At 67.9% G+C, this 25,821-nt stretch carries 17 protein-coding genes; 10 read left to right on the plus strand and 7 right to left on the minus strand.

The window, feature by feature from the left end:
- Positions 1 to 116: 116 nt before the first annotated feature.
- On the plus strand, positions 117 to 2,000 hold the full coding sequence (locus HH110_RS17120; RefSeq protein ID WP_176990771.1) for a sigma 54-interacting transcriptional regulator: 1,884 nt from the start codon (positions 117 to 119) through the stop codon (positions 1,998 to 2,000).
- A 19-nt stretch (positions 2,001 to 2,019) separates the two neighbouring features.
- Here the strand turns inward: HH110_RS17120 and eda are convergent, their stop codons facing one another.
- Positions 2,020 to 2,658 carry a bifunctional 4-hydroxy-2-oxoglutarate aldolase/2-dehydro-3-deoxy-phosphogluconate aldolase gene (gene eda / locus HH110_RS17125; RefSeq protein ID WP_176990772.1) on the minus strand — a complete coding sequence of 213 codons (639 nt, stop codon included), beginning with the start codon at positions 2,656 to 2,658 and terminating at the stop codon, positions 2,020 to 2,022.
- Positions 2,645 to 3,661 carry a sugar kinase gene (locus tag HH110_RS17130; protein WP_176990773.1) on the minus strand — a complete coding sequence of 339 codons (1,017 nt, stop codon included), beginning with the start codon at positions 3,659 to 3,661 and terminating at the stop codon, positions 2,645 to 2,647. The genes eda and HH110_RS17130 overlap by 14 nt, the downstream gene beginning before the upstream one ends.
- A gap of 271 nt (positions 3,662 to 3,932) precedes the next feature.
- On the opposite strand from HH110_RS17130, the gene HH110_RS17135 reads away from it, so the two are divergent.
- From HH110_RS17135 to HH110_RS17145, 3 genes are all read left to right on the plus strand, one after another.
- Positions 3,933 to 6,692: a TonB-dependent receptor gene (locus tag HH110_RS17135; RefSeq protein WP_176990774.1), complete on the plus strand. Its 2,760-nt coding sequence runs from the start codon at positions 3,933 to 3,935 to the stop codon at positions 6,690 to 6,692.
- Positions 6,693 to 6,956: 264 nt separating this feature from the next.
- Positions 6,957 to 10,136 (plus strand): TonB-dependent receptor, encoded by a 3,180-nt coding sequence (locus HH110_RS17140; RefSeq protein WP_176990775.1) that lies wholly within the window; start codon positions 6,957 to 6,959, stop codon positions 10,134 to 10,136.
- A 151-nt stretch (positions 10,137 to 10,287) separates the two neighbouring features.
- Positions 10,288 to 14,106, plus strand: a complete 3,819-nt coding sequence (locus tag HH110_RS17145; protein WP_176990776.1) for a LamG-like jellyroll fold domain-containing protein — start codon at positions 10,288 to 10,290, stop codon at positions 14,104 to 14,106.
- A gap of 33 nt (positions 14,107 to 14,139) precedes the next feature.
- On the opposite strand, the gene HH110_RS17150 is transcribed toward HH110_RS17145, so the two are convergent.
- The 5 genes from HH110_RS17150 to HH110_RS17170 form a co-directional block, all read right to left on the minus strand.
- The gene (locus tag HH110_RS17150) at positions 14,140 to 14,979 is read right to left on the minus strand and encodes a PhzF family phenazine biosynthesis protein (protein ID WP_176990777.1); all 840 of its coding nucleotides are present in this window, start codon (positions 14,977 to 14,979) and stop codon (positions 14,140 to 14,142) included.
- Between the two features lie 68 nt (positions 14,980 to 15,047).
- Positions 15,048 to 15,638, minus strand: coding sequence for a cysteine dioxygenase family protein (locus HH110_RS17155; RefSeq protein WP_176990778.1), 591 nt, complete (start codon positions 15,636 to 15,638; stop codon positions 15,048 to 15,050).
- A gap of 116 nt (positions 15,639 to 15,754) precedes the next feature.
- On the minus strand, positions 15,755 to 16,618 hold the full coding sequence (locus HH110_RS17160; protein WP_176990779.1) for a rhamnogalacturonan acetylesterase: 864 nt from the start codon (positions 16,616 to 16,618) through the stop codon (positions 15,755 to 15,757).
- Entirely contained in the window at positions 16,618 to 18,240 is a 1,623-nt protein-coding gene (locus tag HH110_RS17165; RefSeq protein WP_176990780.1) for a carboxylesterase/lipase family protein, read from the minus strand. The genes HH110_RS17160 and HH110_RS17165 overlap by 1 nt, the downstream gene beginning before the upstream one ends.
- Complete coding sequence (locus tag HH110_RS17170) at positions 18,233 to 19,225, minus strand: alpha/beta hydrolase (RefSeq protein WP_176990781.1); 993 nt, start codon at positions 19,223 to 19,225, stop codon at positions 18,233 to 18,235. Before HH110_RS17170 ends, HH110_RS17165 begins: the two co-directional genes overlap by 8 nt.
- 152 nt (positions 19,226 to 19,377) lie before the next feature.
- Between HH110_RS17170 and HH110_RS17175 the strand changes: the two genes are divergently transcribed.
- From HH110_RS17175 to HH110_RS17200, 6 genes are read left to right on the plus strand one after another with little or no spacing between them, the layout of a single operon-like run.
- Positions 19,378 to 20,199, plus strand: a complete 822-nt coding sequence (locus tag HH110_RS17175) for a 2-keto-4-pentenoate hydratase (RefSeq protein WP_176990782.1) — start codon at positions 19,378 to 19,380, stop codon at positions 20,197 to 20,199.
- 37 nt (positions 20,200 to 20,236) lie between these two features.
- Entirely contained in the window at positions 20,237 to 21,241 is a 1,005-nt protein-coding gene (locus tag HH110_RS17180) for a TRAP transporter substrate-binding protein (RefSeq protein ID WP_176990783.1), read from the plus strand.
- Positions 21,242 to 21,253: 12 nt separating this feature from the next.
- Complete coding sequence (locus tag HH110_RS17185) at positions 21,254 to 21,784, plus strand: TRAP transporter small permease (RefSeq protein ID WP_176990784.1); 531 nt, start codon at positions 21,254 to 21,256, stop codon at positions 21,782 to 21,784.
- Between the two features lie 3 nt (positions 21,785 to 21,787).
- Positions 21,788 to 23,071 (plus strand): TRAP transporter large permease, encoded by a 1,284-nt coding sequence (locus tag HH110_RS17190; RefSeq protein ID WP_121043820.1) that lies wholly within the window; start codon positions 21,788 to 21,790, stop codon positions 23,069 to 23,071.
- The gene (gene pelA / locus HH110_RS17195; RefSeq protein WP_176990785.1) at positions 23,044 to 24,201 is read left to right on the plus strand and encodes a pectate lyase; all 1,158 of its coding nucleotides are present in this window, start codon (positions 23,044 to 23,046) and stop codon (positions 24,199 to 24,201) included. Before HH110_RS17190 ends, pelA begins: the two co-directional genes overlap by 28 nt.
- Positions 24,202 to 24,239: 38 nt before the next feature.
- Positions 24,240 to 25,820 (plus strand): family 43 glycosylhydrolase, encoded by a 1,581-nt coding sequence (locus HH110_RS17200; protein WP_176990786.1) that lies wholly within the window; start codon positions 24,240 to 24,242, stop codon positions 25,818 to 25,820.
- The last annotated feature ends 1 nt before the right edge of the window (position 25,821 follow it).

The following is a 25,821-nucleotide window of genomic DNA, read 5'->3' on the forward strand; positions in this document are numbered from 1 at the left end:
GGACGGAAACTGATGCGGTGCACCACGGCAGGTCATTGCGCGGTAACGCCGGGTGTGGTGTTTATCGGAACAGGCCCCGCTACAACTGTCGCAGATTGCGACACTGGAGAATCCAGGTGTCCCAGCGTCCGCTCCAGCACCGTGTCGGCACTGCACGACGCTCGTTCTTCGAGCGTGGCGCGGCGCCGGTCGGGATCGTGCCCGACACCATCCTGCAGTCCTGGCAGCGCTGCCAGCGCGGCGGGCTGTCGGTGGACGCGCAGCCGGAGGTCGAACCGCTACCGGACGCACGCCTGCGCGAGCTGCGCCAGCGCCAGGAAACGCTGTGGCGGCTGGCGCGGCCGGAGCTGGACGGGCTGGCGGCCGACATCGCGGCGACCGGCAGCATCGCGCTGCTGACCGACGAGGCCGGCTGGATTCTGGATGCCGAGGGCAACCCGGGATTTCTCGAAAAGGCCGGGCGCGTGGCGCTGATGCCGGGGGTGCGCTGGGACGAAACCACGGTGGGCACCAATGCGATCGGCACCGCCATCGTCGAAGGCCGCTCGGTGGAGGTCCGGGGCGGCGAGCACTACTTCGCCCCGCACGCGATCCTGACCTGTTCGGCGACGCCGATCTTCGATCCCTACGGGCAGCGCGTCGGCGTGCTCGACATCTCCGGCGACGCGCGCCAGCAGCACCTGCATGCGCGCGTGCTGGCACGGCAGGCGGTGGCGCATATCGAGCACCGCTACTTCGACGCGGGGCTGGGCGATTGCGAGGTCGTGCGCCTGCATCATGACGCCGGCCTGCTGGGCACCGCGCGCGAAGGCGTGCTGGGCTTCCGCAATGGCCGCCTGGTGGCCGCCAACCGCGCCGGGCTGGCCCTGTTCGGTCTGGACCACGGCGACATCGGCAGGGCGCCTTACGAGGCGCTGTTCGATGGTCCGCTGTCGCGGCTGCACGATGACGGTGCGCTGGTCGATCGCCAGGGGCGCGCGCTGTACGGGCACCTGGGGCCGGCAGGCGGCACCCGCGTGCGTTCGCCCCTGCCTGCCCGCCCGACACCGGCGGCCCCTGCGCGTGCCGCCGCCGCCGCAGTGCGTGCCGATGCCACGCCCCTGTTCGACGCGGCCCAGCAGCAGGTGCTCGACCGCGCCTGCCGCGTGCTGGACGCACAGCTGCCCGTGCTGCTGCAGGGTGAGACCGGCACCGGGAAGGAGGTCTTCGCGCGTGAGCTGCACCGGCGCAGTGCACGCGCCGACAAGCCGTTCGTCGCGGTGAACTGCGCGGCGCTGCCCGAAGGCCTGATCGAAGCCGAACTGTTCGGTTACGAGGAAGGCGCCTTCACCGGGGCACGCAAGAGCGGCAACACCGGCCTGCTGCGCCAGGCGCAGGGCGGCGTGCTGTTCCTGGATGAAATCGGCGACATGCCGCTGGCGCTGCAGCCGCGCCTGCTACGGGTGCTGCAGGAGCGCACGCTGTCACCGCTGGGCGGCGGCAAACCGGTACAGCTGGATTTCGCCCTGATCTGCGCCACCCACCGCGATCTCGACCAGGCCATGGACGCCGGTGAATTCCGCAGCGACCTGTACTACCGCATCGCCGACCACAGCGTGCGCCTGCCTGCCGTGCGCGAGCAGGCCGACCGTGCGGCACTGGTGCGCGGTCTGTGGGACAGGCTCGGCCAGGGCCGGCAGCTGGAGGCGGCCGCGCTCGACGCGCTGGCGGGTTACACGTGGCCGGGCAATGTACGGCAGCTGTGTTCCTGCCTGCGCACGCTGGTGGCGCTGAGTGATCCAGGTGAGCAGATCCGGCACGGCATGCTGCCCGCCTATCTGCAGACCGTGCGCGCGCCGGTCCTGCCGTCCACGGCCGAGGGCCTGGAGGCGATGACGGAAACCGCGATGCGCGACGCGCTGCGGGCCAGCAATGGGAATGTTGCCCAGGCGGCACGCGCGCTGGGCATCAGCCGCAGCACCCTGTATCGCCGCGTCGGCGCGACCGCCCGCCGCCACTGAGGCGGCAGGCGATGCGGACTCAGCCGACCAGCGCGGCCGAATCGCGCGCGAGCTGCTCGATGCCGGCCCAGTCCCTGGCCTGCAGCAGCGCCCGCGTGGTCAGCCAGGAACCGCCCACGCACAGCACGTTGGGCAGGTGCAGGAAATCGCGCGCGGTCTGCGCGCTGATGCCGCCGGTCGGACAGAACCGCACATCGCCGAACGGGCCGTTCCAGGCCGACAGCATGGCCGCGCCGCCGGCCTGCACCGCCGGGAAGAACTTGAACGTATCCAGGCCGTGCTCCAGGCCGAGCATCAGCTCCGAGGAGGTCGCCACGCCCGGCAGGAACGGCAGGTCGGTATCGCGTGCGGCCGCGTACAACCGCGGCGTCGCGCCGGGCGACACCGCGAAGCGGCCGCCCACCTGCTTGACCTTCTCCATCTGCGCGGCGGTCAGCACGGTGCCGGCGCCGACCACGGCATCGGGTACGGCCTCGACCATCGCCTGGATCGCATCCATCGCCATCGGCGTGCGCAGCGTCACTTCGATCACCGGCAGGCCGCCGTTGAACAGTGCACGCGCGACCTCGACGGCGTCCTCGACGCTTTCCGGGGTGAACACCGGAATCACCGGGGCCAGTTTCAGGACTGCGCGTACGCGCGGATCAGCGCCGGACATCGAATCGCTCCTCGCCCGTGAGGGCCATGATGTCAGCCTCGCTGACAGGGTTGAAGTCGCCGGGGATCGAGTGCTTCAGGCAGCCTGCGGCCAGGCCGAAGCGCACGATCATGTCCGGCGCGAAGCCGCGCATCATGCCATGCAGGATGCCGGCGGCGAAGGCATCGCCCCCGCCGATGCGGTCCACGATGCCGATCATCTCGCGGGTCGGCGCCACGGCGCGGGTGCCATCGCGGCCGACCAGCATCGCCCCGAGTGCATGGTTGTCCACGCTGTGCGGGGTGCGCTGGGTGCAGGCCATCCACTGCAGACGCGGGAACGCGGCGAAGGCCTGTGCGGCGGCCGCATCGACACGCTCACGCACATCGGCCTGCTCGAACCCGCCGCCGAGCACCACGCCGATGTCGCGGTAATCGGCGAACAGCAGATCGGCGCAGGCGAACAGTTCGCGCAGGATGCCGGGCGCATCGCCCTGCCAGCGCGCCCACAGCGACGGCCGGAAGTTGCCGTCGAACGACACCTTCACGCCCCGCGCGCAGGCGGCACGCGCCGCCGCCAGCGTGGCCTGGGCCATGGCCGGGTTGAGCGCCGGGCTGACCCCGGACAGGTGCAGCCAGTCGGCGCCGGCCAGCAGCGTGTCCCAGTCGTAATCGGCGGCGCTGCTGTTGGCGAAGGCCGAGTCGGCGCGGTCGTAGACCACTTCGCTCGCGCGCTGGACCGCACCGGTGGTCAGGAAATAGAGCCCCATGCGGCCGTCGGTGCGGCGCACCGCCGTGGTGTCCACGCCATGCCGGCGCAGTTCGCCCAGTGCGTACTCGCCCAGCGGGTTGGCCGGCACCGTGCTGACCGCCGATACCGCATGCCCGAGGTGGGCCAGCGAGACACCGACGTTGGCCTCCGCGCCACCCGCGTGGACCATCAACTGCGGGTGCTGCAGCAGCAGCTCACGGCCGGGGGCGCTCATGCGCAGCAACAACTCTCCGAAACAGACAACACGACTCATGGTCCTGGATCCTTGTGAGGGCCGCGGACGCCGCGAGGACGTCCAGCAGCAATGGCTAGCGGTGTCATTCTAGCGATGGACGCCGCCCCGTCCACCTGTCCCGAATGTCGGAACCATTGTCCTGCAAGCGTCTGCGGGACATTGAAAGTCTGCTGCGGTGCAAGATGCCGGATCAGTAACGGGCTGTTAACGTCCGCCCTGACCAGCGGTGTCATTGCACTGACATGTCGTTGGATAGCTGTTTCATGTAGCACCTTGGGAGAGGGAAAACATGCAAGTCCAGAACACGCAGAAAAAGACACCGGTTACCCTGCTCGCATTGTCGATCGGCCTGGCGCTGAGTGGTACCGCGCTGGCCCAGGATGCGGGCACCACCAACCCCACCGAGCTGGATACCGTCACCGTCACCGGCTACCGCGCCAGTGTCGAGAAGGCGCTGGACATCAAGCGTGGCGAAGCCGGCGTGGTCGACGCCATCGTCGCCGAGGATATCGGCAAGTTCCCGGATCTGAACCTGGCCGAGTCGCTGCAGCGCATCCCCGGCGTGGTCATCACCCGCGAAGCCGGCGAAGGCCGCAACATCTCGGTGCGCGGCCTGGGCCCGGATTTTACCCGCGTGCGCATCAACGGCATGGAAGCGCTGACCACCGTCGGCGCCGGCGACCAGAGCGGCGGCACCAACCGTGGCCGTGGCTTCGATTTCAACGTGTTCGCCTCGGACCTGTTCTCGCAGCTGATGGTGCGCAAGACCGCCTCGGCGGACGTCGAGGAAGGCTCGCTGGGTGCCACGGTCGACCTGCGCACCGCGCGCCCGTTCGACTATGACGGCTTCACCTTTGCCGCCAGCGGCCAGGCTGGCTACAACGCGATGGCCGAGAAGGCCGACCCGCGCATGGCCGCGCTGATCTCCAACACCTTTGCCGACGGTACCTTCGGTGCGTTGCTGTCGGTTGCCTACTCCGAGCGCCAGGCGCTGGAAGAAGGCTCCAACACCGGCCGCTGGGCCAACGGCCCGAGCAACGGCAACTTCAACGCCGCCTCGCCGTTCGCCGCCGCGCGCTCGGCCGACGTCTACCACCCGCGCTTCCCGCGCTATGTGCAGATGGAGCATGAGCAGAAGCGCCTGGGCGTGACCGGCACCCTGCAGTGGAAGCCGAGCGACGCCACCGAGATCTCGCTGGACGCGCTGTACTCGAAGATCGACGCCACCCGCGACGAGCACTACATCGAGGCGATTTCCTTCAGCCGTGGCACCAGCACCACGCCGCGCCTGGTCGGCAAGCCGGCGATGATCGTCAAGAACGGCGTGATCGAGAACAACGCACTGGTCTACGGCGAGTTCGACAATGTCGATATCCGCACCGAAAACCGCCATGACGAGTGGAGCACCGAGTTCAAGCAGCTCAGCCTGAACGGCCAGCACCGCTTCGGTGATGATTTCACCTTGTCCGGCAAGGTCGGCATCTCGCGCTCCAAGCACGAGAACCCGGTCCAGACCACGATCATCATGGACAAGTACGACGTCGACAATTACAGCTACGACTACCGGGGCAACAGCCGGTTCCCGACGCTGAACTACGGCATCGACCCGACCAACCCCGCGGGCTGGGAACTGGCGGAAATCCGCCTGCGTCCGCAGTACGTGGACAATGACTTCGATACCGGCCAGATCGACTTCAACTGGAACATCAGCCCCGGCTTCCGCCTGAAGGGCGGCGTGCTCGCCAAGGACTACACCTTCAAGACCACCGAACTGCGCCGCGCCAGCGAACTGGCCGTGCCCAACTTCGCCGACGGCACCAAGATCGTGCCGGTGGACATGACCGAGCAGGCCGGCCTGAAAGGCATCAACGGCAGCCCGTCCAACTGGGTGGTGCCGGATCTGAACGCGATCGCCGATCAGTTCGACATCTACAGCAACAGCGGCATCTTCGCCGTCGCCCCGCGCGCCAACAACGTCCGCAGCGTCGAAGAAAAGGACCGCGGCGCCTACCTGATGGGCGAGTTCTCCACCGAGATCGGCGCGCTGCCGCTGTCGGGCAACGTGGGCGTGCGTTACGTGCGCACCAAGCAGAGCTCCACCGGCCTGTCCACGCTGGCCACCGGCACGGTCTCCACCACGGAGAACCGCACCTACAACGACACCCTGCCCTCGTTCAACCTGGTGGCGGAAGTCACCCCGGACTTCCTGATCCGCCTCGGCGCGGCCAAGGTGATGAGCCGCCCGGGCCTGGGCAGCCTGACGCCTGGCGCCACGGTGGCCGTGGCCGGTGGTGCACGCACCATCTCCAGCGGCAACCCGGACCTGGAACCGATCCGCGCGACCAACGTCGACCTCGGCTTCGAGTGGTACTTCGCCGAAGGCGCGATGGCCGGCATTGGCCTCTTCTACAAGGACATCGAGAGCTTCGTGCAGACCACCCGCGAAGTGCGTCCGTACTCCGACAGCGGCCTGCCCGCCTCGCTGCTGATCGGCACCGGTGCCTCGCCGGCCGATGACTTCACCTACAGCCGACCGGTCAATACCCCCGGTGGCGAACTGCACGGCGTGGAAGCCAACTACACCCAGCCCTTCACCTTCCTGCCGGGCAAGTGGTCCAATCTCGGTGTGCAGTTGAACTACACCTGGGTGGAATCGCAGATCCAGTACCTCAATGCTGCCGGCCAGCCGGTGATGAAGACCGACCTGACCGGTCTGTCCAAGTCGTCCTGGAACGCCACCCTGTTCTACGAAGGGAAGGTCTTCTCCGGCCGCGTCTCGGCGACCAACCGCGATGACTACCTGACCCAGGCACCGGGTACCGAAACCGGCTTCAACATCGATGGCTACCACGGCATGACCGGCACCACGGTCCTGGATGCGTCGATCCGCTACACGATCAGCGATCAGCTCGAGCTGAGCCTGGAAGGCATCAACCTGACCAACGAAGCCTCCGACGAGTGGGTCTACTCGCCGGCGACGGGTCAGCTGCCGCTGCAATACACCGAAACCGGCCGCCAGTTCCTGCTCGGCGTGCGCTACAAGTTCTGATTCAACGGCACTACCCACCGGCGGCGTGAGCGATCACGCCGCCGGCTGCGCGCGCGACGCCATCGTTGCCATCCCCGACCCTCGCCAACACATGCACGCGCTGCTGCGGCGCAAGATGCCGCCGCGTGAAGGGTTTGTTACGTTTCGGATGACCAGCGGTGTCACCGCGGCCACGCGCGATGGACGCTCCGGAGGAGGCCGGACGTCATGACTCATCAACATCACGGTCGCATGGCGGCGAACCCTGGGAGGGGCTTACACACGATGGAACGACAGGACATCCGCAGGAAGACACCGGTTACCTTACTCGCGGTTTCGATCGCCTTCGCGCTGCAGGGCGCGGCCGGCATCGCCGCTGCCCAGCAGACACCCGAACAGGCTGCCGCGCTCAACGCGGTGGATCTGGACAAGGTCGAAGTCAAAGCGACCTACCGCGAAAGCCTGCAGCAGTCGCTGGATGAAAAGCGCTACAGCGTCGAGCAGGTCGATGCGATCTACGCCGAGGACATCGGCAAGTTCCCTGATCTGAACCTGGCCGAGTCGATGCAGCGCATCGCCGGCGTCTCGATCGACCGCGAAGGCGGCGAAGGCCAGCAGATCTCGGTACGCGGCCTGGGCTCGGACTTCACCCGCGTGCGCATCAACGGTCTGGAAGCGCTGTCCACGGCAGGCAGCGGCACCACCGGGGTCAACCGCAGCCGCGGCTTCGACTTCAACACCTTCGCCTCGGAGCTGTTCAGCCGGGTCAAGATCAACAAGACCCAGTCGGCGCAGACCGACGAGGGTTCACTGGGCGCCACGGTCGATCTGCGCGGTTCGCGCCCGTTCGATTTCGAGGGCTTCCAGGCTTCGCTCGGTGGCCAGTACGGTTACAACGAGCTGTCCAGGAACAAGGACCCGCGCATCTCCGGCCTGATCAGCAATACCTGGGCCGATGGCCGGGTAGGCGCGCTGATGTCGGTGGCCTACAGCAAGCGCACCATCTTCGAAGAAGGCTACAACCCGGTCCGGTGGGAGCACGGCAACTACCGCAACTCCAATCAGAGCACCGCGGCCAACAACGGCACCTACGGCTTCTGCAGCCCGGCCGGCTACGACCCGCAGACCCCGCGCAATCCGCTCGCCAATGAAACCGCTGCCGGTGTCGGCAGCGCCGCCAACCAGGCGCGCAGCAACGGCTGGGGCAGCTACGGCATCGATGCGACCCACTGCGGCCCCGGCCTGGATCGCCCCGCGGCGACCGCCGGGAACATCGCCGCCTATGAGACCGCGACCAACGCGTGGATTCCGCGCTACCCGCGCTACATCCGCACCGAACACGAGATCGAGCGCCTGGGCGTCACCGGCGCGCTGCAGTTCAAGGTCAGCGACGACACGCAGTTGAACCTGGACATGCTGTATTCCAAGCTCGACAAGAACGTCCGCGAAGACTCCATCGGCGCCAACCTGCACCGCACCGCGCAGTACGGCGGCAAGACCCAGATCGTGGTCCGCGAGGCGCAGGCCGATGAGCAGAACCGCCTCACCTACGGTGTGTTCGACAACGTCGACTTCCGCACCGAATCCACCGCGATCGAAGAGAGCACCGAGTTCAAGCAGTTCAGCCTGAACCTGGAACACCGCTTCAACGATGCGGTGCGCCTGGATGCGGTGGTCGGCCATTCCGAGTCCAACTACGAGCGGCCGGTCTTCTCGATGGTCAGCTTCGACAACAGCAACCTGGCTGGCTTCGTGCTGGACATGCGCAACGGCAAGGTGCCGGCGATGTCCTTCCCGTTCGATCTCAATGCGGTCGACAACTGGAAGTGGCTGGGCTACGGCAGCACCCCGGTCAATGCCAACGGCACCGCGCGCGGCGGCAACATCAGCGAAGTGCGCTTGAACCCGCAGTACGTCGACAACGCCTTCGACACGGCCAAGGTCGACCTGACCTTCGACATCAATCCCACCTTCACCCTGCGCGGCGGTCTGGCCTACAAGGACTACGACATGAGCACGCAGGAGTACCGCAACATCAGCTACGGGCGCCTGTCGCAGGCACTGCCGGGCGGTGTGACCGTGGGGGACCTGAGCGACACGCTGAGCGGCTTCGGCAAGGGCATGGACGGCAACCTGCCCAACGCCTGGCTGGTGCCGGACTTCAACCAGATCGCCAAGCTGCTGGACATCTACTGCAACTGCGACACCGGTGCGCTGGGCGGCGACTACCGCCTGGCCAGCGTCGGCCATTTCGGTGCGTCCAACAACAACTTCGACGTCAACGAGAAGAGCTACGGCAGCTACCTGCAGCTGGACTTCAACACCGACCTGCTGGGCCGCGCGTTCCGCGGCAACCTCGGCGTGCGCTACGTGCAGACCCGCATCACCGCCGATGGCTATGCGCCGTGTACCGCCACCAACGCGAACGATCTGTCCTCGGCCTGCGAACCGTTCTTCGGGGTAGCCAGCGCCACCGCCGATCCCGGCGAGCGCCTGCAGGTCGGCACCCGGGTCGGCCACAAGTACGACGACTGGCTGCCCTCGTTGAACCTGGCCTGGGACCTGAGCGATACCTTCGTGCTGCGCTTCGGCGCGGCCAAGACCATGGCCCGCCCCACCCTGTCCAACCTGTCGCCGAGTGTCAGCGGTGGTCCCACCGCGTACTTCGATGACGACCGCAGCTACTCGATCAACCTGGGCAATCCCAAGCTGGACCCGTTCCGCTCGACCAACTACGACCTGAGCGCGGAGTGGTACTTCGACGAAGGCGCGCTGCTGTCGGCGGCGCTGTTCTACAAGGACATCGAGAGCTACGTCCAGCGTACCCGCCTGCTCACCACCTGGGCAGACATGGGGTACTCGCTGGACCTGCTGCCGACCGGCTTCAGCCCGGACACCGTGTTCAATGTGCAGAGCTACTTCAACACCCCGGGCGGCCCGCTCAAGGGCTACGAAGTGTCCTACCAGCAGCCTTTCAGCTTCCTGCCCGGTTTCTGGCGCAACTTCGGCGTGCAGCTCAACTACACGCACGTCGAGTCCAAGATCAAATACATGTTCAGCTCCGGCACCGGCAGCACGATCGTCACCACGTACACCGAGAACGACCTGCTGAACCTCTCGCCGAACTCGTACAACGCCACGCTGTACTACGACGACGGCCGCTTCAGCGCCCGTGTCTCCACCAGCTACCGCGATGCGTACATCAGCACCATCCTCTCGCAGGAGAACGTGTGGGACCTGGACGGCAATCCGTTCGCCACCGCCGATGTGCAGGGCAAGTACAGCGTGGAGAACGTGGATTTCAACATGTCCTACAAGGTCAACAAGAATCTCTCGCTGACCTTCGAGGCGATCAACCTGCTCGACACCGCCGATGAGCGCTATGTCGATTCGGCGCTGTCGCTGCCGGACCGCTACACCCACACCGGCCGCCAGTACTACCTCGGCCTGCGCTACAAGTTCTGACCGTGCTGCGTCTTCCGCCACCGCCATCGGGCCCGTCCCCGTCCTTCTCTCCGGGATGGCGGGCGCGGTGCCGGGGCGGAAGGCCACCGTGAGCGGCTGACCCCCGCTGCTGGTTCCGCTGTACTGTTTCTGCTGTCGAAAGGAAGGTCTCATGCATCGCGTTGTCGCCGCCTCGATCCGCCCCTCCCGCCTGTCCGCCAGCCTGCTGGCGCTGCTGCTCGCGGGCAGTGGCACCGCCTGGGCGCAGACCGCGCCGCAGCTGCTGTTCCACGTGTCGGCCGACCAGGGCCTGCAGGCCGACAGCGCCGCGGGCGACCCGGTCCCGAACTTCGTGGACAAGGTGAAACGGGTGCCGAACGGGGCACATGGCAGCGCCATCGAATGGGCCGACGACGGCGTGCTGTCCTGGAATGCACCGGGCAACATCCAGGCACAACGCGGCACGCTCGGCTTCTTCTGGCGCGCGCGCTACGCGGTGGGTGAAGCGCCGTTTGTGATCTTCCGGGTCGGCTACGCCGACCACAGCAGCTGGGACATGGCCTGGCTGCGCATCGACTGGAACGGCCACGGCTTCGATGCCTTCGTCACCGATGCCAACCTGGCGCGCACGCGCGTGTCGTTCAAACTCGATAAGAACCCCTCGCCGCAGCAGTGGCAGCACATCGCCTTCGGCTGGGACGAGAACCACGGCGTGCGCCTCTACGTGGACGGCAGGGAAGTCGCCCGCCAGGAGACCACGGCCGACTACGACGCCGCGCTCGACCAGCTCGGCCTGGCCGCGCGCGTGATGGCGCCCTACCAGGTGCAGAGCCGCTACAACTTCCTGCGTGGCAGCGATTTCGATGAGATCCGCGTCTACGACCGCCTGCTCGATCCGGCCGGCATGGCCGCACTGGCCCGCAATGCCGCCCCCACCACCGCCGTCGCCGGGCCGGACCCGATGCGCGCCTGGCGCCATCGGCACGGCTGGGACGCTGCCCCGCCGCCGGCGTTGACCGCACCGACCACCACGATCCGCAAGGTCGAGTTCGCCGATACCAAGGACCACAAGCAGTGGATGTGGAAGGCTACCGACGGCATCGCTGAAACGACCTGGCCGGGCGTCTACAACCGCTCGCGCCTGCCGGGGCGCAATGATTACTTCCAGCTGCCGGACTGGAACACCTATGTCGACGGCGGCCAGCAGCTCGACCTGACCCTGCCGGCCGGTGAGACCGTCAACCGCATCGAAGTGCGCGGCGCCGCCTTCGGCGGGCTCAGCCACAGCGTGGATGGCCAGCCGGCGCAGACGCTGTTCGAGCGTCCGCAGGGCGTCGTCCGCAGCGTCAACGCGATTCCCGCGCAGGCGGGCGGCGTGCTGCACTTCCGCAACACGGCGCAGGAAACCCCGATCCAGGAAATCTGGGCCTACCAGGTCAGCGATGCGGCCGAGCCGGAAGGCACGGTCAAGCAGCGCTACCTGATCGACAGCCAGGCCCTGCCGGACTACACCAACATCGCGGCACTGCGCGAGTACATCGACGGTCGCTACCCGGCGGCCGAACGCAGCACGGTGATGGCACTGCCCAAGGGCGCCGGCTCACGCAAGCGCACGGCCGACACGCTGCCCGCGCAGCCGCTGCCGATCGTGCACGTGCTGATTCCCTCCGGCGTGAGCGACGCACCGGCCGCGCAGCCGCTGATCCGCAGCTGGGCGCACAGCTGGGAGAACATGCACGACGGCCTGGACGGCGTGGCGATCGACCTGCCCGCGCTCGATCTGCCGGCCACGCAGGATGGCCTGATCCCGCTCAATATCCGCATCAAGGATCCGATCTGGCCGGCGCGCGACATGATCGACGTGTCGGTCTCGGTCAAGCCGGGCCAGAAGCGCACCCTGTGGCTGGACCTGCGCGACCGCATCCTCACCGCCGACAGCCTGTGGATCTCCATCGCCTCGGCCGCCCCAGGGTTCAACGCCACCTCGCTGGACGGTGCCGAGATCCGCATGGTCTACAAGGATCGCGAGGAGGCGAAGAAAGAGCATCTGGCCGATCGCTTCAACCAGGTCCGCGACAACTGGGGCTTCCTGGTCGAAGAGCACACCACGTCCAAACGCCAGCGCCTGTACGCGCGCGTGTACGCCGATCTCAGCGACCTGCTGCGGGTCGATCCGGACCACGAACTCGGCCGGCTGTACTGGAACTACATCAGCTACAACAGCCAGGGCAAACCGCCGTTCACCCAGCCCGAGGCCCCCAAGGGCGTGCCGCAGTGGGCGTTCGCGCAGACCGAAGACCTCAAGTACGTGCGCCGCTTCATCGACTGGTGGATCGACAACCGCCAGATCGCCTATGGCGACTTCGGTGGCGGCATCTCCGACGACTCCGACCTGACCCAGCAGTGGCCGGGCCTGGCGCTGATGGGCGTGCAGCCGGACAAGCTCAATGCCTCGCTGACCGCGCTGTCCGATGCGGTCTACCGCAATGGCATGTTCAGCAACGGCCTGAGCACGATCGAAACCGATGAGCTGCATTCCTACGAGGAGGGCATCAACACCAACAGCGCGATGCTCTACCTCAACTGGGGCGATCCGCTCACCGTCGAGCGCCTGATGGAAACGGTGAAGGCCTTCGACGAACGCATCATCCTGCCCAACCCGCAGGGTCACCTGCTGTTCTCCAGCAACTGGTTCGGCGGCAACAAGGTCTACCGCGAACCGAACTGGCAGTGGCAGAAGCCGTATTCCTTCCCGGTGCTGCACCCGGCGTTCCTGATCGGCCAGTACAACGCCGATCCGACCGGCCGCAAGCTGGTCACCGGTCTGGCCGATGGCTACCTCGCCCATGCCTACACCGACGACAAGGGCCGCTGGGCGCTGCCCAACGAGATCCACTGGGCGACCGGCAAGACCCGCGGCGGTGAGCTCAACAACGGCTCGGGCAGCGGCGACATCATGCATACCTTCTGGGCGGCATGGCGCTGGACCGGCGATGACAAGTACCTCAAGGCATTGGACTACCGCGTCGAGCGCGGTGGCCCGGGGGCGCTGTCCAACCTGGGCGAGAACTATGTCGAGGCCCTGGGCCGCGGTGCCGAGTGGAACCCGCGTTTCATCCGTGATGCCGACGGTGGCAGCACTGGCTTCGCCAGCCTGATGGCGTGGCAGGCCACCGGCGACAAGAAATACCTGGAAGCCCTGCACGCCGACGGCATCCAGGCCAAGGCGCAGCGCGAATACATGAACACCGAGGGTCATTGGTGGTCCGACCGTGTCGAAGCGCCCAGCGAATTCCTGCAGCGTGCGCGCTTGGGCGGCATCGCGCTGAAACGCAACCAGAGCTGGCCGGGCCACACCGTGAGCTGGCGCTTCGCCCAGCCGGACGCGGCCGAGCAGGTCGCGCTGCTGGTGCATGCGCCCTCGCCGGACCGCTTCAAGGTGATCGCCTACAACCTGGGCACGCGTGCGGTGGACGCGGAGATGAGCACCTGGAATGTCACCGCCGGGCAGTGGCGGATGACCAGCGGCGTGGACCGCAATGGCGATGACACCATCGACGGCAAGGCCACAACGCGTGACCTCACCCTGGAACGCAGCGCCTCGACCACGCTGCGGTTCGCGCCGGGCCAGAGCCAGGTGTTCGAGTTCGCGCTGGTGCAGGCCGGGACACCGGTCGAACAGCGTGCCGACCTCGGCATCGGGCGCGGCGATGTGCGCGTGGAGGACGGCCAAGTGCAGGTGACGGTGCACAGCCTCGGCCATGTGGCGACCGGCGTGGGCGTGGCGGTGCTGGAAGATGCCAGGGGCCGTGAGCTGGCCCGGGTCGAGATTCCGGGCCTGGCCGCGCCGAGCGATCTGGTGCCGAAGACCGCCACCGTGCGCCTGCCGTTGCCGGCCGGCAACCGTAGTGGCTGGCGGGTGCGGGTCATGCAGGCCGACGGCGCCGCCGAGGTGACCCAGCGCAACAACGTGGTGACGCTGGACCGGTAGCGCCCTGCCAGGCACGGCGGCTTCGGCCGCCGATCACAGCGTGACCTGCCCCGCGATGCAGGTCACGCAGTCGCCACCGATCCACAGCGCATCGCCTACGCGCTCCACCCGCAAGCGCCCGGCGCGGCCGATCGCCGTGCCCTGGCTGATCACGTAGCGGTCCGGCGCTTCGCCGGTGGCCAGCAGCCAGCGCGCGATGCCCGCATTGAGGCTGCCCGTGGCCGGATCCTCGGGTACGCCATCGCCGGCGATGAAGGAGCGGCTCTCGTACAGCGCCTCATCGCCATCGCCGGGCTGCCACGGTCCGAACACGCCGACCTTCAGGCCTTCCAGCTGCGCATAGTCCGGCTGGACGGCCAGTACCGCCGCACGGTCGCGCAGCCGCAGTGCGAGCCAGCCGGTGCCGTTGTCCGCCCAGCGCGCATCCACGACGTCCTCCGTCGCCACGTCCAGGCCGCGCCGGACGCGCTCGCGCAGGTCCGGCGTCAACGCCTCGCCCCGCAGCAGCGGCGGCGCCAGGAAGGCCAGACCCGCGTCGCTGCGCCGGATGCGTACCAGGCCGATCCCGCACTCCTGCACGATGTCCTCGCCCTTCGGCACGCCGCCATGCGCCAGCCAGGCATGGCAGCTGCCCAGGGTCGGATGTCCGGCGAACGGCAGCTCTTCCAACGTGGTGAAGATGCGCACGCGGTAGTCCGCCCGGGGATCGGTCGGCGGCAGCAGGAAGGTGGTCTCGCTCAGGTTGGTCCAGCGTGCGAATGCGGCCATCCGCGCGTCGTCGATGCCTTCGGCCTCCAGCACCACGGCCAGCGGATTGCCGCGCAGTGGATCCCGGCTGAAGACATTGACCTGTTGGAACGGCAGCGTGGGCATGGCGGACCATCGGGAACGGGTGGAACGCGCATGATGCGCGCCACGCCGCCGCCCGGTCGAGCGGAGGGCTAGGCCGCGTCGGTTTCCATCACCTGCACGCGGCGCTGGTACCAGCCGTCGGCCTCGGGCTCGAAGATCGCGCTGCGGGTCATCTCGCCCTGGTAGACGTGCACCGAGATCGCCAGGTCGTCATCGCTGGTATTGCGGAGGGTGTGGTACTCGTGCGGCGGGATCAGGCTGCCGGCACTGCCGCAGTCGCCCAGCACGGGCGGCTCCGGGCGGAAACGGAAGCGCTCACCGTCGCGCTCCAGCAGCTGGTACTGGGTGATCTCCAGCTGGCCCAGCCAGACCCCCTCCACGCACCACAACCCGCTGTGGTCGTGCAGCGGCGTGCCCTGGCCCGGCCCCCAGCTCATCGCGACGATGCTGTAGCCGTGCACCGGGCTGCGGTACAGCTCGCGGCGGGCGTAGTGATCCTCGATCGGGTGGTGCACGCAGGCCGGCAGCTGGATGCGGCTGTCGGCGATCGCCTCGCGCAATGCCGCCCGCAGCGTGGCGGCGATCTGGTGCGCGTGCTCGTGCTGGACGGCATGGTCGACCGCAGCGATCAATCGATCACGACCATGGAACGGCGGAAACGGGTTGCATTGGTCTTGCATGCCTCGAGTCTAGGCGATTCTGGTGAACAGCGTGTTTGACCTGAATCACATCCAATCGACCCACGATCGCCGACGTAGTAATCCATTCGAAAGAAATCTTCGCGTTCGCCTATCGATCAGGGGATCAGCAGCGGCCGCAACGACGGGACCTGCCGGGCCAGTTCCTCGGTCACCAGCGTGGCGAACAGCGCCGCGCCGTCGGGGCCGAGGTGGGTGTAATCGAAGGCGAGCTTGGCCTGCCCCATCGGCTCGGCGACCGCGTTGTTCTGCGCGACGGGTGCGCCCGCCACGGGCGCCGCACCCACGGTGGTACCGCCCAGCGCCGCGCTGACCTGCGCCGGTGTGGCGGCCGCCTGTGCCAGCGGCATGGCGGCGACCGGGCCCAGCGCCTGCACCACCGCACGGCTGCGCGCGTGCAGATCGACCAGCGGCACCTCCATCTCGCGCGCCACCGTCCGCACCGCCTCGGCCCACGGCGCCAGGTCATCGATCAGCACGCCATCGGCGAACTGGCGGCGGGTCAACGGGGTCAGCAGGACCGGTTGCGCACCGGCGGCACGGATCTCGCGCACGTAGCGGCGCAGGTTGTCCGGGAACTCGCGCTGCAGGTCGGTGGAGCGGCCCGGCTTGCCGGGCTGGTCGTTGTGGCCGAACTGGACCAGCACCCAGGTGGTGGCATAGCCAGGCGTGCGTATCTCCGCCTCGGCCAACGCCCACGAGCCTTCGGCACGGTAGTTGTAGGTGCTGCGGCCGCCGCGGGCCAGGTTGGTGCAGGTCAGGAACGAGGTCACGTGCCGCGCGCAGAAGGCCGGGCCCCAGCCGCCCTGCACGGCCGTGGTGGAATCGCCGACCAGCACGATCTTGCTGGCCCGGATCGGCGTCGGTGCGGGTCGATCCAGTACCGCCGGGTCGACCGCGGCCTGCGCCGCACTGATCAGGCCGAACAGCGCGCTGCCGAGCAGCCAGGACTTACAACGCATCAGAACGTGCCTCGTTGAATGAAGGGGGCCTGCTGATAGAGGCGGCGCTCGCCACCGCGCGGGTCGTCGGCCTGCTGCGAGGTAGCATCGAACACCATCGTTTCGCGGCGGGCGAGCGAATAGGTCTGCCAGCGTGGCAGTGCGCCATGATTCGGATCGCCATGGCGGGCAAAGGCGATCAACGCCCCGCTCATCGTGGCCGCCATGCGCGTGGCCTCTTCACCGTCACCGGTGCGCGAACCGGGGCGGTCGGTGTTGTCGAACACCAGCGGGATATCCAGCGTGTGGAAGGCACCAAACCTGCCGCCGTCCAGCGGCGAGCCCCAATCGAGTTGATAGGCCCAGGTCGGTGCGCCCTGCCGCGCACGCGCCTCCAGTTCCTCCACCGCGCCCCGCCAGGAGCGGCCCGCGGTGGTGGCTGCGAAGAACACCTCCGACGGCGTGTACTGCGGATACAGGCGACGGTACTCGGCGATCACCACCGACGGCAGCAGGTCCACGTACTGTTCCTTCTCCAGTTTCGCCGGCAGCGTCTCCCAGGTGAGGGCGAAGTTGGCCGGGTCGTTGCCGAGGAAGGCGCGGGTTTCATCGTGGGTGTTGCCGATCACCATCGGAATCCCGGCGGACTGCGCGGGCGCCTCCGGCCAGAACGGATGCACCGGCAGCGAACGCCCGTCGAGCACCGGCCCGACGTAGAGGCTGCTGTTCTCCACGCGCGACGGGTCGCGCGCACGGGCGGCGGCCAGCAGTGCTTCCATCGGCATCGTGCGCAGCGCCCCCGCATCGGCCGCGCCGACCGCCTGCATCGCGATCTGCGCGCGCTGGGTGGCCGCACGCGGGCCGGCAGCGGTGACCTGCTGCCCGCTCATGGTCCACGCGCGCTGGAACAGGCCGCGTGCGGAGGGCATGGCCATCAGCGTGGCGATCTTCGCGCCGCCGCCGGATTGCCCCACCACGGTGATGTTGCCCGCATCGCCGCCGAACTCGTGTGCATGCTGACGGACCCACTGCAGCGCCTGGACCAGATCGAGCTGGCCGACGTTGCCGGAATCGGCGAACCGCGCATCGCCCAGCTGCGCCAGGTACAGATAGCCGAACACGTTGAGGCGATGGTTGACCGTGACCACGACCACGTCGCCACGCCGGCACAACGCGCTGCCGTCGTACAGCGGGTCGCTGCCCGAGCCGTTGTTGTAGGCGCCGCCGTGGATGTAGAACACGATCGGGCGCTTGCCGCCATCGCGCAGCGCCGGGGTCCACACATTGAGATAGAGGCAGTCTTCGCTGCCCGGCCCTTCGCTGCCGCCCTGCGGCGCAGCGTGGCCGTACGCCAGCGCATCACGCACGCCCCGCCAGGCCGATTCCTGCACGGCCGGCTGGAAGCGCCGGGGGGCGGTATCGGCGCCGTAGGGAATGCCACGGAACACGTGGATGCCCTGTTCCAGCTGCCCGCGCACGCGTCCACTACGCACGCGTGCCAGCGGCGCGGCATCGTGGCGGGGGCCGGGCACGCCGGCGAAGGCGGGCAGCAGCGGCAGGCTGGTCGCACCCAGCATCACGGCATAGCGCGCGCTGTCACGCAGGAAACGACGCCGTTGCAGATCGGCGGGGGAATCAGTCATGGCGCGCAGGCTCCGTATGGCGCGAAGGAATCCAGCGCAGGGCCAGCCCGGGCCACTGCGCGACGGTCAGACCGGCCGGGATGCGGACGCCGAAGCCATGGCCGCCGGACGGGAACAGATGCATTTCGGTGGAGACGCCGGCGCGCAGCAGCGCCTGGTAGTAGACCAGGCTGTTGTGCACCGGGACCACGTTGTCGTCCTGCGCATGCACCAGGAAGGTCGGCGGCGTATCGGTGCGGACCTGACCCTGCATCGAAAACTGCTGCTGCAGCGCCACATCCGCATGCGGCCCGAGCAGGCGGGTACGCGAGCCGGTATGCGCATGCGTGCCCATGTCGATCACCGGGTAGATCAGCAGGGCGACATCCGGGCGTGCGCTGAGTGCATCGATGGCATCGCGGTGGGGATAGACCGGGACATCGAAGCCGTTGCTCAGCCGCGCGGCGACGTGTCCGCCGGCCGAGAAGCCCATGACCCCGACGCGCGCCGGATCGATCTGCCAGCGGGCGGCATCCGCGCGGATCACCCGCATCGCGCGCTGCGCATCGGCCAGCGCCGCTTGCCGATCGCTGCGGCCTGCGGGCAGCCGGTAACGCAGTACGAACAGGGTCACGCCGCCCTGCTCCACGAAGGCCGGCACCAGGGCGGTGCCTTCCTTGTCCAGCACGATGCGCTGGTAGCCGCCACCGGGCACCACCAGCAGGGCGCTGCCGTTCGGGCGTGCCGGCCGGTACACGACGAGATAAGGCGCACTGACGTTGTCGATGTAGCGGTCCGGCAGTGCGGGATCGGTGCTGCGCTCGATCACGTTGGGGACCGTGGCCGGGCCCGATTCGCCCGGCACCTGGCCCTCCGGCCACAGTGCAATGCGGTCCGGTGCGCCGGCGGCGGGTTCGGTCTCCGGGACGGCGCGCTCGGCCGCAGGCGCCACGCCGCTGGCCAGCAGCAGGAGGATCAACGAAGGCAACACAAGGCAACGGCGCATCCGGGGACGTCCTTCCGGTAGAGGAAACAGGCATCGTGCCTGACCGGCAGCCCTTCTGATGCGCTGCACATTGCCAATGACACCGGTTTACCATATACAGCTCATCCAACCGCTGTCGATTGGCAGTGCAACAATTTTTCCGGGAGACCCGCTTGAGCAACGACCACGGCAAACAGGACCTGCCCGACCAGGGGTTGGGCGAGATCGCCCGGCACTTCGTCAGCGCCCGCCAACACGGCCAATCCCTGCCGGATTTCCCGGGAACCATCCCGGAAGACCTCGTCACCGCCTATCAGGTACAGGACCAGGCCATCGCGCTGTGGGACGACCAGGTGGTCGGCTGGAAGGTCGGCTACATCGCTGCCGAACGCCGCGACGGGTCGGGCGATGACCGCCTGCTGGGCCCGATCTTCGCGCGCCAGCTCTGGAATGCTACCGGTGGAACAGTCGAGATTCCGGTGTTCGTCGGGGGCTTCGGCGCGGTCGAAGCCGAGTATGTGATCCAGCTGCAGGAAGACGCTCCGGCGGACAAGCTGCACTGGACGCCGGAAGAAGCCGAGGCACTGCCCGCCAGGCTCTTCATCGGCGTCGAGGTCGCGAGCAGCCCGCTGGCGACGATCAACAAGCTCGGCCCGCGCGTGGTGGTGTCGGATTTCGGCAACAACAACGGCCTGGTGCTGGGCACCGAAATCGCGGACTGGACCCGCCTGGACGATGCCGACCTGCGTGCGGAGACCCGCATCGAAGGCCAGGTGGTCGGTACCGGTGGCGCCACCCTGCTGCCCGGCGGCCTGCGCACTGCCTACGCGTTTGCGTTGGCCCGTTCAGCGCAGCGTGGCCGACCGCTGAAGGCGGGTGATCTGATCGCCAGTGGCAACGCCACCGGCATCCATGACATCGCCGTGGGCCAGGAAGCATTGATCCGTTTCGTCGGTTACGGCGACATTACCTGCAAGGCCATCGCCGCCGGTTGACCGCGCGGACATGGCGAGCACGCTTGGGAGGGCGCAGATGTTCACTCGCAGAAGTTTCCTGGCTACCAGTCTGGGCGCGCTTGCCGCGCCCGCGCTGACGGCCTGTTCGCGGTCGTCCAACGCCGCACCGGCCGGTGCGCAGCTGTTGACCGCCACCGACGTCCACGTCGCCGATTACCCCACCGTCACCGCGGTGAAATGGATCGGGCAGACGCTGGAAGAAAAAACCGGCGGCCGGCTGCGGCTGCGCCAGTACCACTCCGGCCAGCTCGGCCGTGAGTCCGAGGCGATCGACATGGCCCGCTTCGGCGCCATCGACATCACCCGCGTCTACTCCGGCGCGCTCAACAACGCGTTTCCGCTGACCCAGGGCCTGTGCCTGCCGTACGTGTTCGAGTCGGTGGCGCACATGCGCCGCGCCCTCGATGGTGGCGTCGCCGATACGGTGCTGCAGGGCTTTGAAACCCGTGATCTGGTCGGTCTGGCGATCTACGATTCCGGCGCGCGCTGCTTCTACAACACCAAGCACCCGATCGTGGAGCCCAAGGATCTGCACGGCCTCAAGCTGCGCGTGGCGTCCTCGGACATCTTCATCCAGCTGATGCGCCTGCTCGGTGCCAACCCAACCCCGATGTCGCTGGGCGACACCTTCTCGGGCATGGAAACGCACATGATCGACGGTGCGGAAAACAACATGCGCAGCTTCCATTCCAGCCGTCATTTCGAGGCCGCGCACTACTGGTCGCAGAGTGATCACTCCTACGCGCCGGACGTGCTGCTGATGTCGCGGCAGAGCTTCGATGCGCTGAGCCCGGCCGACCGCACCCTGGTGATCGAGACCGCGCGTGAATCGGTGCAGGTGATGCGCGAGCAGTGGGATGCCTCGGAAAGCACCGCGCGCCAGGCCGTCGCCGACTTCGGCATCACGTTCAACGAGGTCGACATGCCGGCCTTCCGCAAGGCCGCCGACCCGCTCCTGCAGCGTTACCTGCAGCAGCCGGAGCTGGCCGCCCTCACCCGTCGCATCCGCGACTTCGCCTGAGGCCCCGACGCGATGTCCGACTCGACTTCCGAAACCGTCATCACCCCCACCGCGCCGCAGCGCCTGCTCAACCTCATCGCCGATGTGGCGATCTACATTGCCGTCATCGCCCTGCTGGGCCTGGTGGTGGTGCAGGGCTGGCAGGTGTTCGCCCGCTACGTGATCAATGATTCGCCCAGCTGGACCGAGCCGGTCACGCTGCTGCTGCTCGCCACCGCGATGAGCCTGGGCGCGGCTACCGGCGTGCATACCCGCCGCCACTTCGGCTTCTTCCTGCTGGCCGCGCACATGGGCCCGGGCCTGCGCCGCGCGGTCGATGTATTCGCCGCGCTGGTGGTGGCCGTGCTGGGCGTGGTCATCGCCTGGTGGGCAGCCGTGCTGCTCATGGACGGCCTGGACATCAAGGCCGCCGGCGCCCACCTGCCGCAGAGCATCAACTACCTGCCCCTGTCGATCGGTGGCGCCCTGATGGCGATCTTCGCCGTGAACCAGATGGCGCTGGCCGTACGGCCGGCCGATGCCGTTGCCGAGGGAGATCGCTGAGTCATGGGTATTACGATTCTTTTCACCGTGTTCGCGGTGCTGTTGCTGCTCGGCGTGCCGGTCGCGTTCGCGCTCGCCGCTGCTGCCCTGGCCACCCTGTGGTACTTGGATCTGCCGACGCTGGTGCTGGTCCAGCAGATTTCCGCCGGCACCGGTTCGGCCTCGCTGATCGCCATTCCACTGTTCATCTTCGCCGGCGAAATCATGATGCGCGGCGGCATCTCCGAACGCCTGATCTCACTGGCGTCCTCGCTGGTCGGGCGCATGCGCGGTGGCCTGGGCCAGGTCTCGATCCTGTCCTCGCTGTTCTTCGGCGGTGTGTCCGGTTCGGCCATCGCCGACGTCTCGGCGGTTGGCGGCACGATGATCCCGCAGATGGTCAAGCGCGGTTACGACCGTGACTTCGCGGTCAACGTCAGCATCACCGCCGCGCTGGTCGCGCTGCTGGTGCCGCCGTCGCACAACCTGATCCTGTTCTCGGCCGCGGCCGGTGGTGGCCTGTCCATCGCCGATCTGTTCGCGGCCGGTATCGTGCCGGCGCTGCTGATGACGGTCGTCCTGATGATCACCGGTTATCTCGTGGCACGCCGCCGCGGGTACGGCGTGGAGATCTTCCCGGGCTGGCGTGCTGTGCTGCTGCGCCTGGTCTCGGCATTGCCCGGCCTGGGCCTGGTCGCGCTGATCTTCATCGGTATCCGCGCGGGCATCTTCACCGCGGTGGAGAGTGCGGCGATTGCCGTGGTCTACGCGCTGCTGGTGACCACCGTGCTGTACCGCCAGCTCGACTGGCGCGAGTTCCTCGGCACGGTCACCCATGCCGCGCGCAGCACGGGCGTGATCCTGTTCGTGATCGCCACCGCGGCCGTGTTCGGCTGGCTGCTGGCGTACCTCGAAGTGCCGTCGGCCGCGGTCAACTTCCTGCAGTCGTTCGCGCACAGCCAGTTCATGGTGCTGCTGATGATCGTGGTGATGCTGTTGCTGCTGGGCACCTTCATGGACCTGGCGCCGATGATCCTGATCTGCACACCGATCTTCCTGCCCGTGGCCAAGGCCTACGGCATCGATCCGATCCACTTCGGCCTGGTGCTGGTGCTGACCGGTGGCCTGGGCCTGGTGACGCCGCCGGTGGGCTCGGTGCTGTTCATCGGTACCGCGATCGGCAAGATCAGCGTCGGTGAGAGCATGCGCTCGATCTGGCCGTTCTGGTTCGCCGCGCTGGGTGTGCTGCTGATCGTCACCTTCTTCCCGGAAATGTCGCTGTGGCTGCCCGCCCTGCTGCGCGCGTAAGCGTGCGGCGGCTGGCTGCCCTGCTATGGATCGCCCTGCCCTGCGCCGTCATGGCGCAGGGCCAGGACATCCCCCTGCGGGGCTTCCAGGACGGCATCAACCATTGGCAGAGTGGGCACGGCACGGACTACCCGCGCTGGTCCCCCGGTCAGTACCGGCAGATCGCCGACAACCTGGTCGCCCTGCAACGCCATGGCGGCGGTTGGGCGGTCAATCAGGATCCGCAGCGGGTCCTCGACGATGCCGCCAAAACACAGGTGCTGGCCGACCAGGCCACGCCCGGCGGCAGCTTCGACAACCGCAACGTCTATACCCAGGTCGACTACCTGGCCGAGGCCTTCGCGCGAAGCGGCGATGCGCGCTACCGCGACGCAGCGGTACGTGGCCTGGATTTCATTCTTGCCGAGCAGATCCCGACCTGTGGCGGCTGGCCGCATTCGGTGCCGTCGCGCACCTCGTACCACAGCCACATCACCTTCGCCGACGACGTCACCCGTGGCGTGCTGACCACGCTGCGGCGCATCCAGCGCGAGCCGGTGTTCGGGTTCATCACTGCCGGTCAGCGGGCCCGCGTGGACGCCGCCGTCACCGCCGGCGATGCCTGCCTGCTGCGACTGCAGGTGCGCCAGGACGGCATCCCGACGATCTGGGCCGGCCAGTACGACCGCGCCACCCTGCTGCCCGCGCAGGGCCGGACGTTCGAACTGCCGGCGCTGGTCACCGACGAGAGTGTCGGCGTGGTCCGCTACCTGATGTCGATCCCGGATCCTTCACCGGCGGTGGTCGCCTCCGTCAACGCTGCCATGGCGTGGTTCCAGGCGCATGCGTTGACCGGGTGGCGGCTGGAGACCTTCGAAACCACCCCGGCGCAGTTCGCGTTCCACCGCACCACGGTCGACCGCCGCCTGGTCGCCGACGCCGGCGCCCCGCTGCTGTGGGGGCGCTTCCACGACCTGCACGACAGCGCCGTGCTGCTGGCCAACCGCGAGGGTGAGCGCGTGGCCACGTTCGACGAGATTCCGCGCGAGCGCCGCACCGGCTACCACTGGTACGGCACCTGGCCGCAGGCCCTGATCACCACTGAGTACCCACGCTGGCAACAGCGTCTTGCCGGGACCGGGGCGCGCTGAGCGCGCCTGGCCCACGATACGTTCAAGGGAGAGAGACGATGCACCTGAGGAAGACCCTGGCGAGCTTCGCCACCGCCTGCCTGCTGCTGGCCGGCGCCGGCCACGCCGCCGAGCCGGCCACCGCCTGGAAGCGCGGGATCGAGAACCAGCGCCAGGCCGATCTGGGCAACGGCACCTTCCTCAATCCGGTGTTCGCCGGTGATCGCCCGGACCCTTCGGTGCTCAAGGATGGCGAGGACTACTACCTCACCCTGTCCTCGTTCGATGCCTACCCCGGCCTGCCGATCTGGCACTCGCGCGATCTCGTCAACTGGCAGCCGCTGGGCCATGCCATCACCAGGAATGTCGGTGCGATCTGGGCCCCGGACATCGTCAAGCACGGCAGCCGCTACTACATCTATTTCCCCGCCCGTACCGGCGAGACCCGCAGCAACTTCGTGGTCTGGGCCGACAGCATCAAGGGCCCGTGGAGCGAGCCGATCGACATCGGCCTGGGCGGCTATATCGACCCGGGCCACGCGGTGGGTGAAGACGGCAAGCGTTACCTGTTCCTCAGTGGTGGCGACTACGTGCAGCTGGCCGATGACGGCCTGAGCGTGGTCGGCACGCCCAAGCATGTCTACGACGGCTGGAAATACCCGGAAAGCTGGGATGTGGAGGCCTATGCGCAGGAAGGCCCGAAGATCAACTTCCGCGATGGCTGGTACTACATGACCACCGCCGTGGGTGGCACCGCCGGGCCGCCGACCGGGCACATGGTGATCACCGCGCGCTCGCGCTCGATCCACGGCCCGTGGGTGAATGCGCCGAACAACCCGATCATGCGCACCCGGTCGGCCGCCGAGCCGTGGTGGTCGCGCGGCCATGCCACGGTTATCGAAGGCACCGACGGGCGCTGGTGGATGATGTACCACGGCTACGAGAACGGGTACTGGACGCTGGGCCGCCAGGCGCTGCTGGAGCCGATCGAATGGACCGCCGATGGCTGGTTCGTGGCCAAGGGCGGCGACCTCGGCCAGCCGCTCGCCAAGCCGTCGGGCACCTCGGTGGGCCAGCACGGCATGGCGTTGTCCGATGACTTCCGCGGCAGGACCCTCGGTGCGCAGTGGTCGTTCTTCAACCCGGCCCAGGACGAGTACAAGCGCCTGACCTTCACCGGCAAGGGCATGGAGCTGCAGGGCAAGGGCGAAACCCCGCGCGACAGCTCGCCGCTGACCGCCATCGCCGGCGACAAGGCCTACCAGTTCGAGGTCGAGATGGAGATCGCCCCGGGCGCGGTGGGCGGTGCCCTGCTCTACTACAGCGACCGCCTGTACGTGGGCGTGGGCAGCAACGGCGAGAAGTTCATCATGCACCGCTACGGCGAGGAGCGCCCCACCCGGCTGGCCCCCAGCGCCACCGGCGGCAAACTGCGGCTGCGGGTGACCAACAACCGCCACATCGTCACCATCCACTCCAGCACCGATGGCCGAACCTGGCAGAAGTACCCGGTTCAGATGGAAGTCTCCGGCTACCATCACAATGTGGCGGGCAAGTTCCTGGCCCTGAAGCCGGCGCTCTATGCTGCCGGTGACGGCAAGGTCCAGTTCCGGAATTTCCGCTACCGCGCCCTCGATTGAG

Source organism: Stenotrophomonas sp. SAM-B, assembly GCF_013387485.1.
GTDB lineage: Bacteria > Pseudomonadota > Gammaproteobacteria > Xanthomonadales > Xanthomonadaceae > Stenotrophomonas > Stenotrophomonas maltophilia_AA.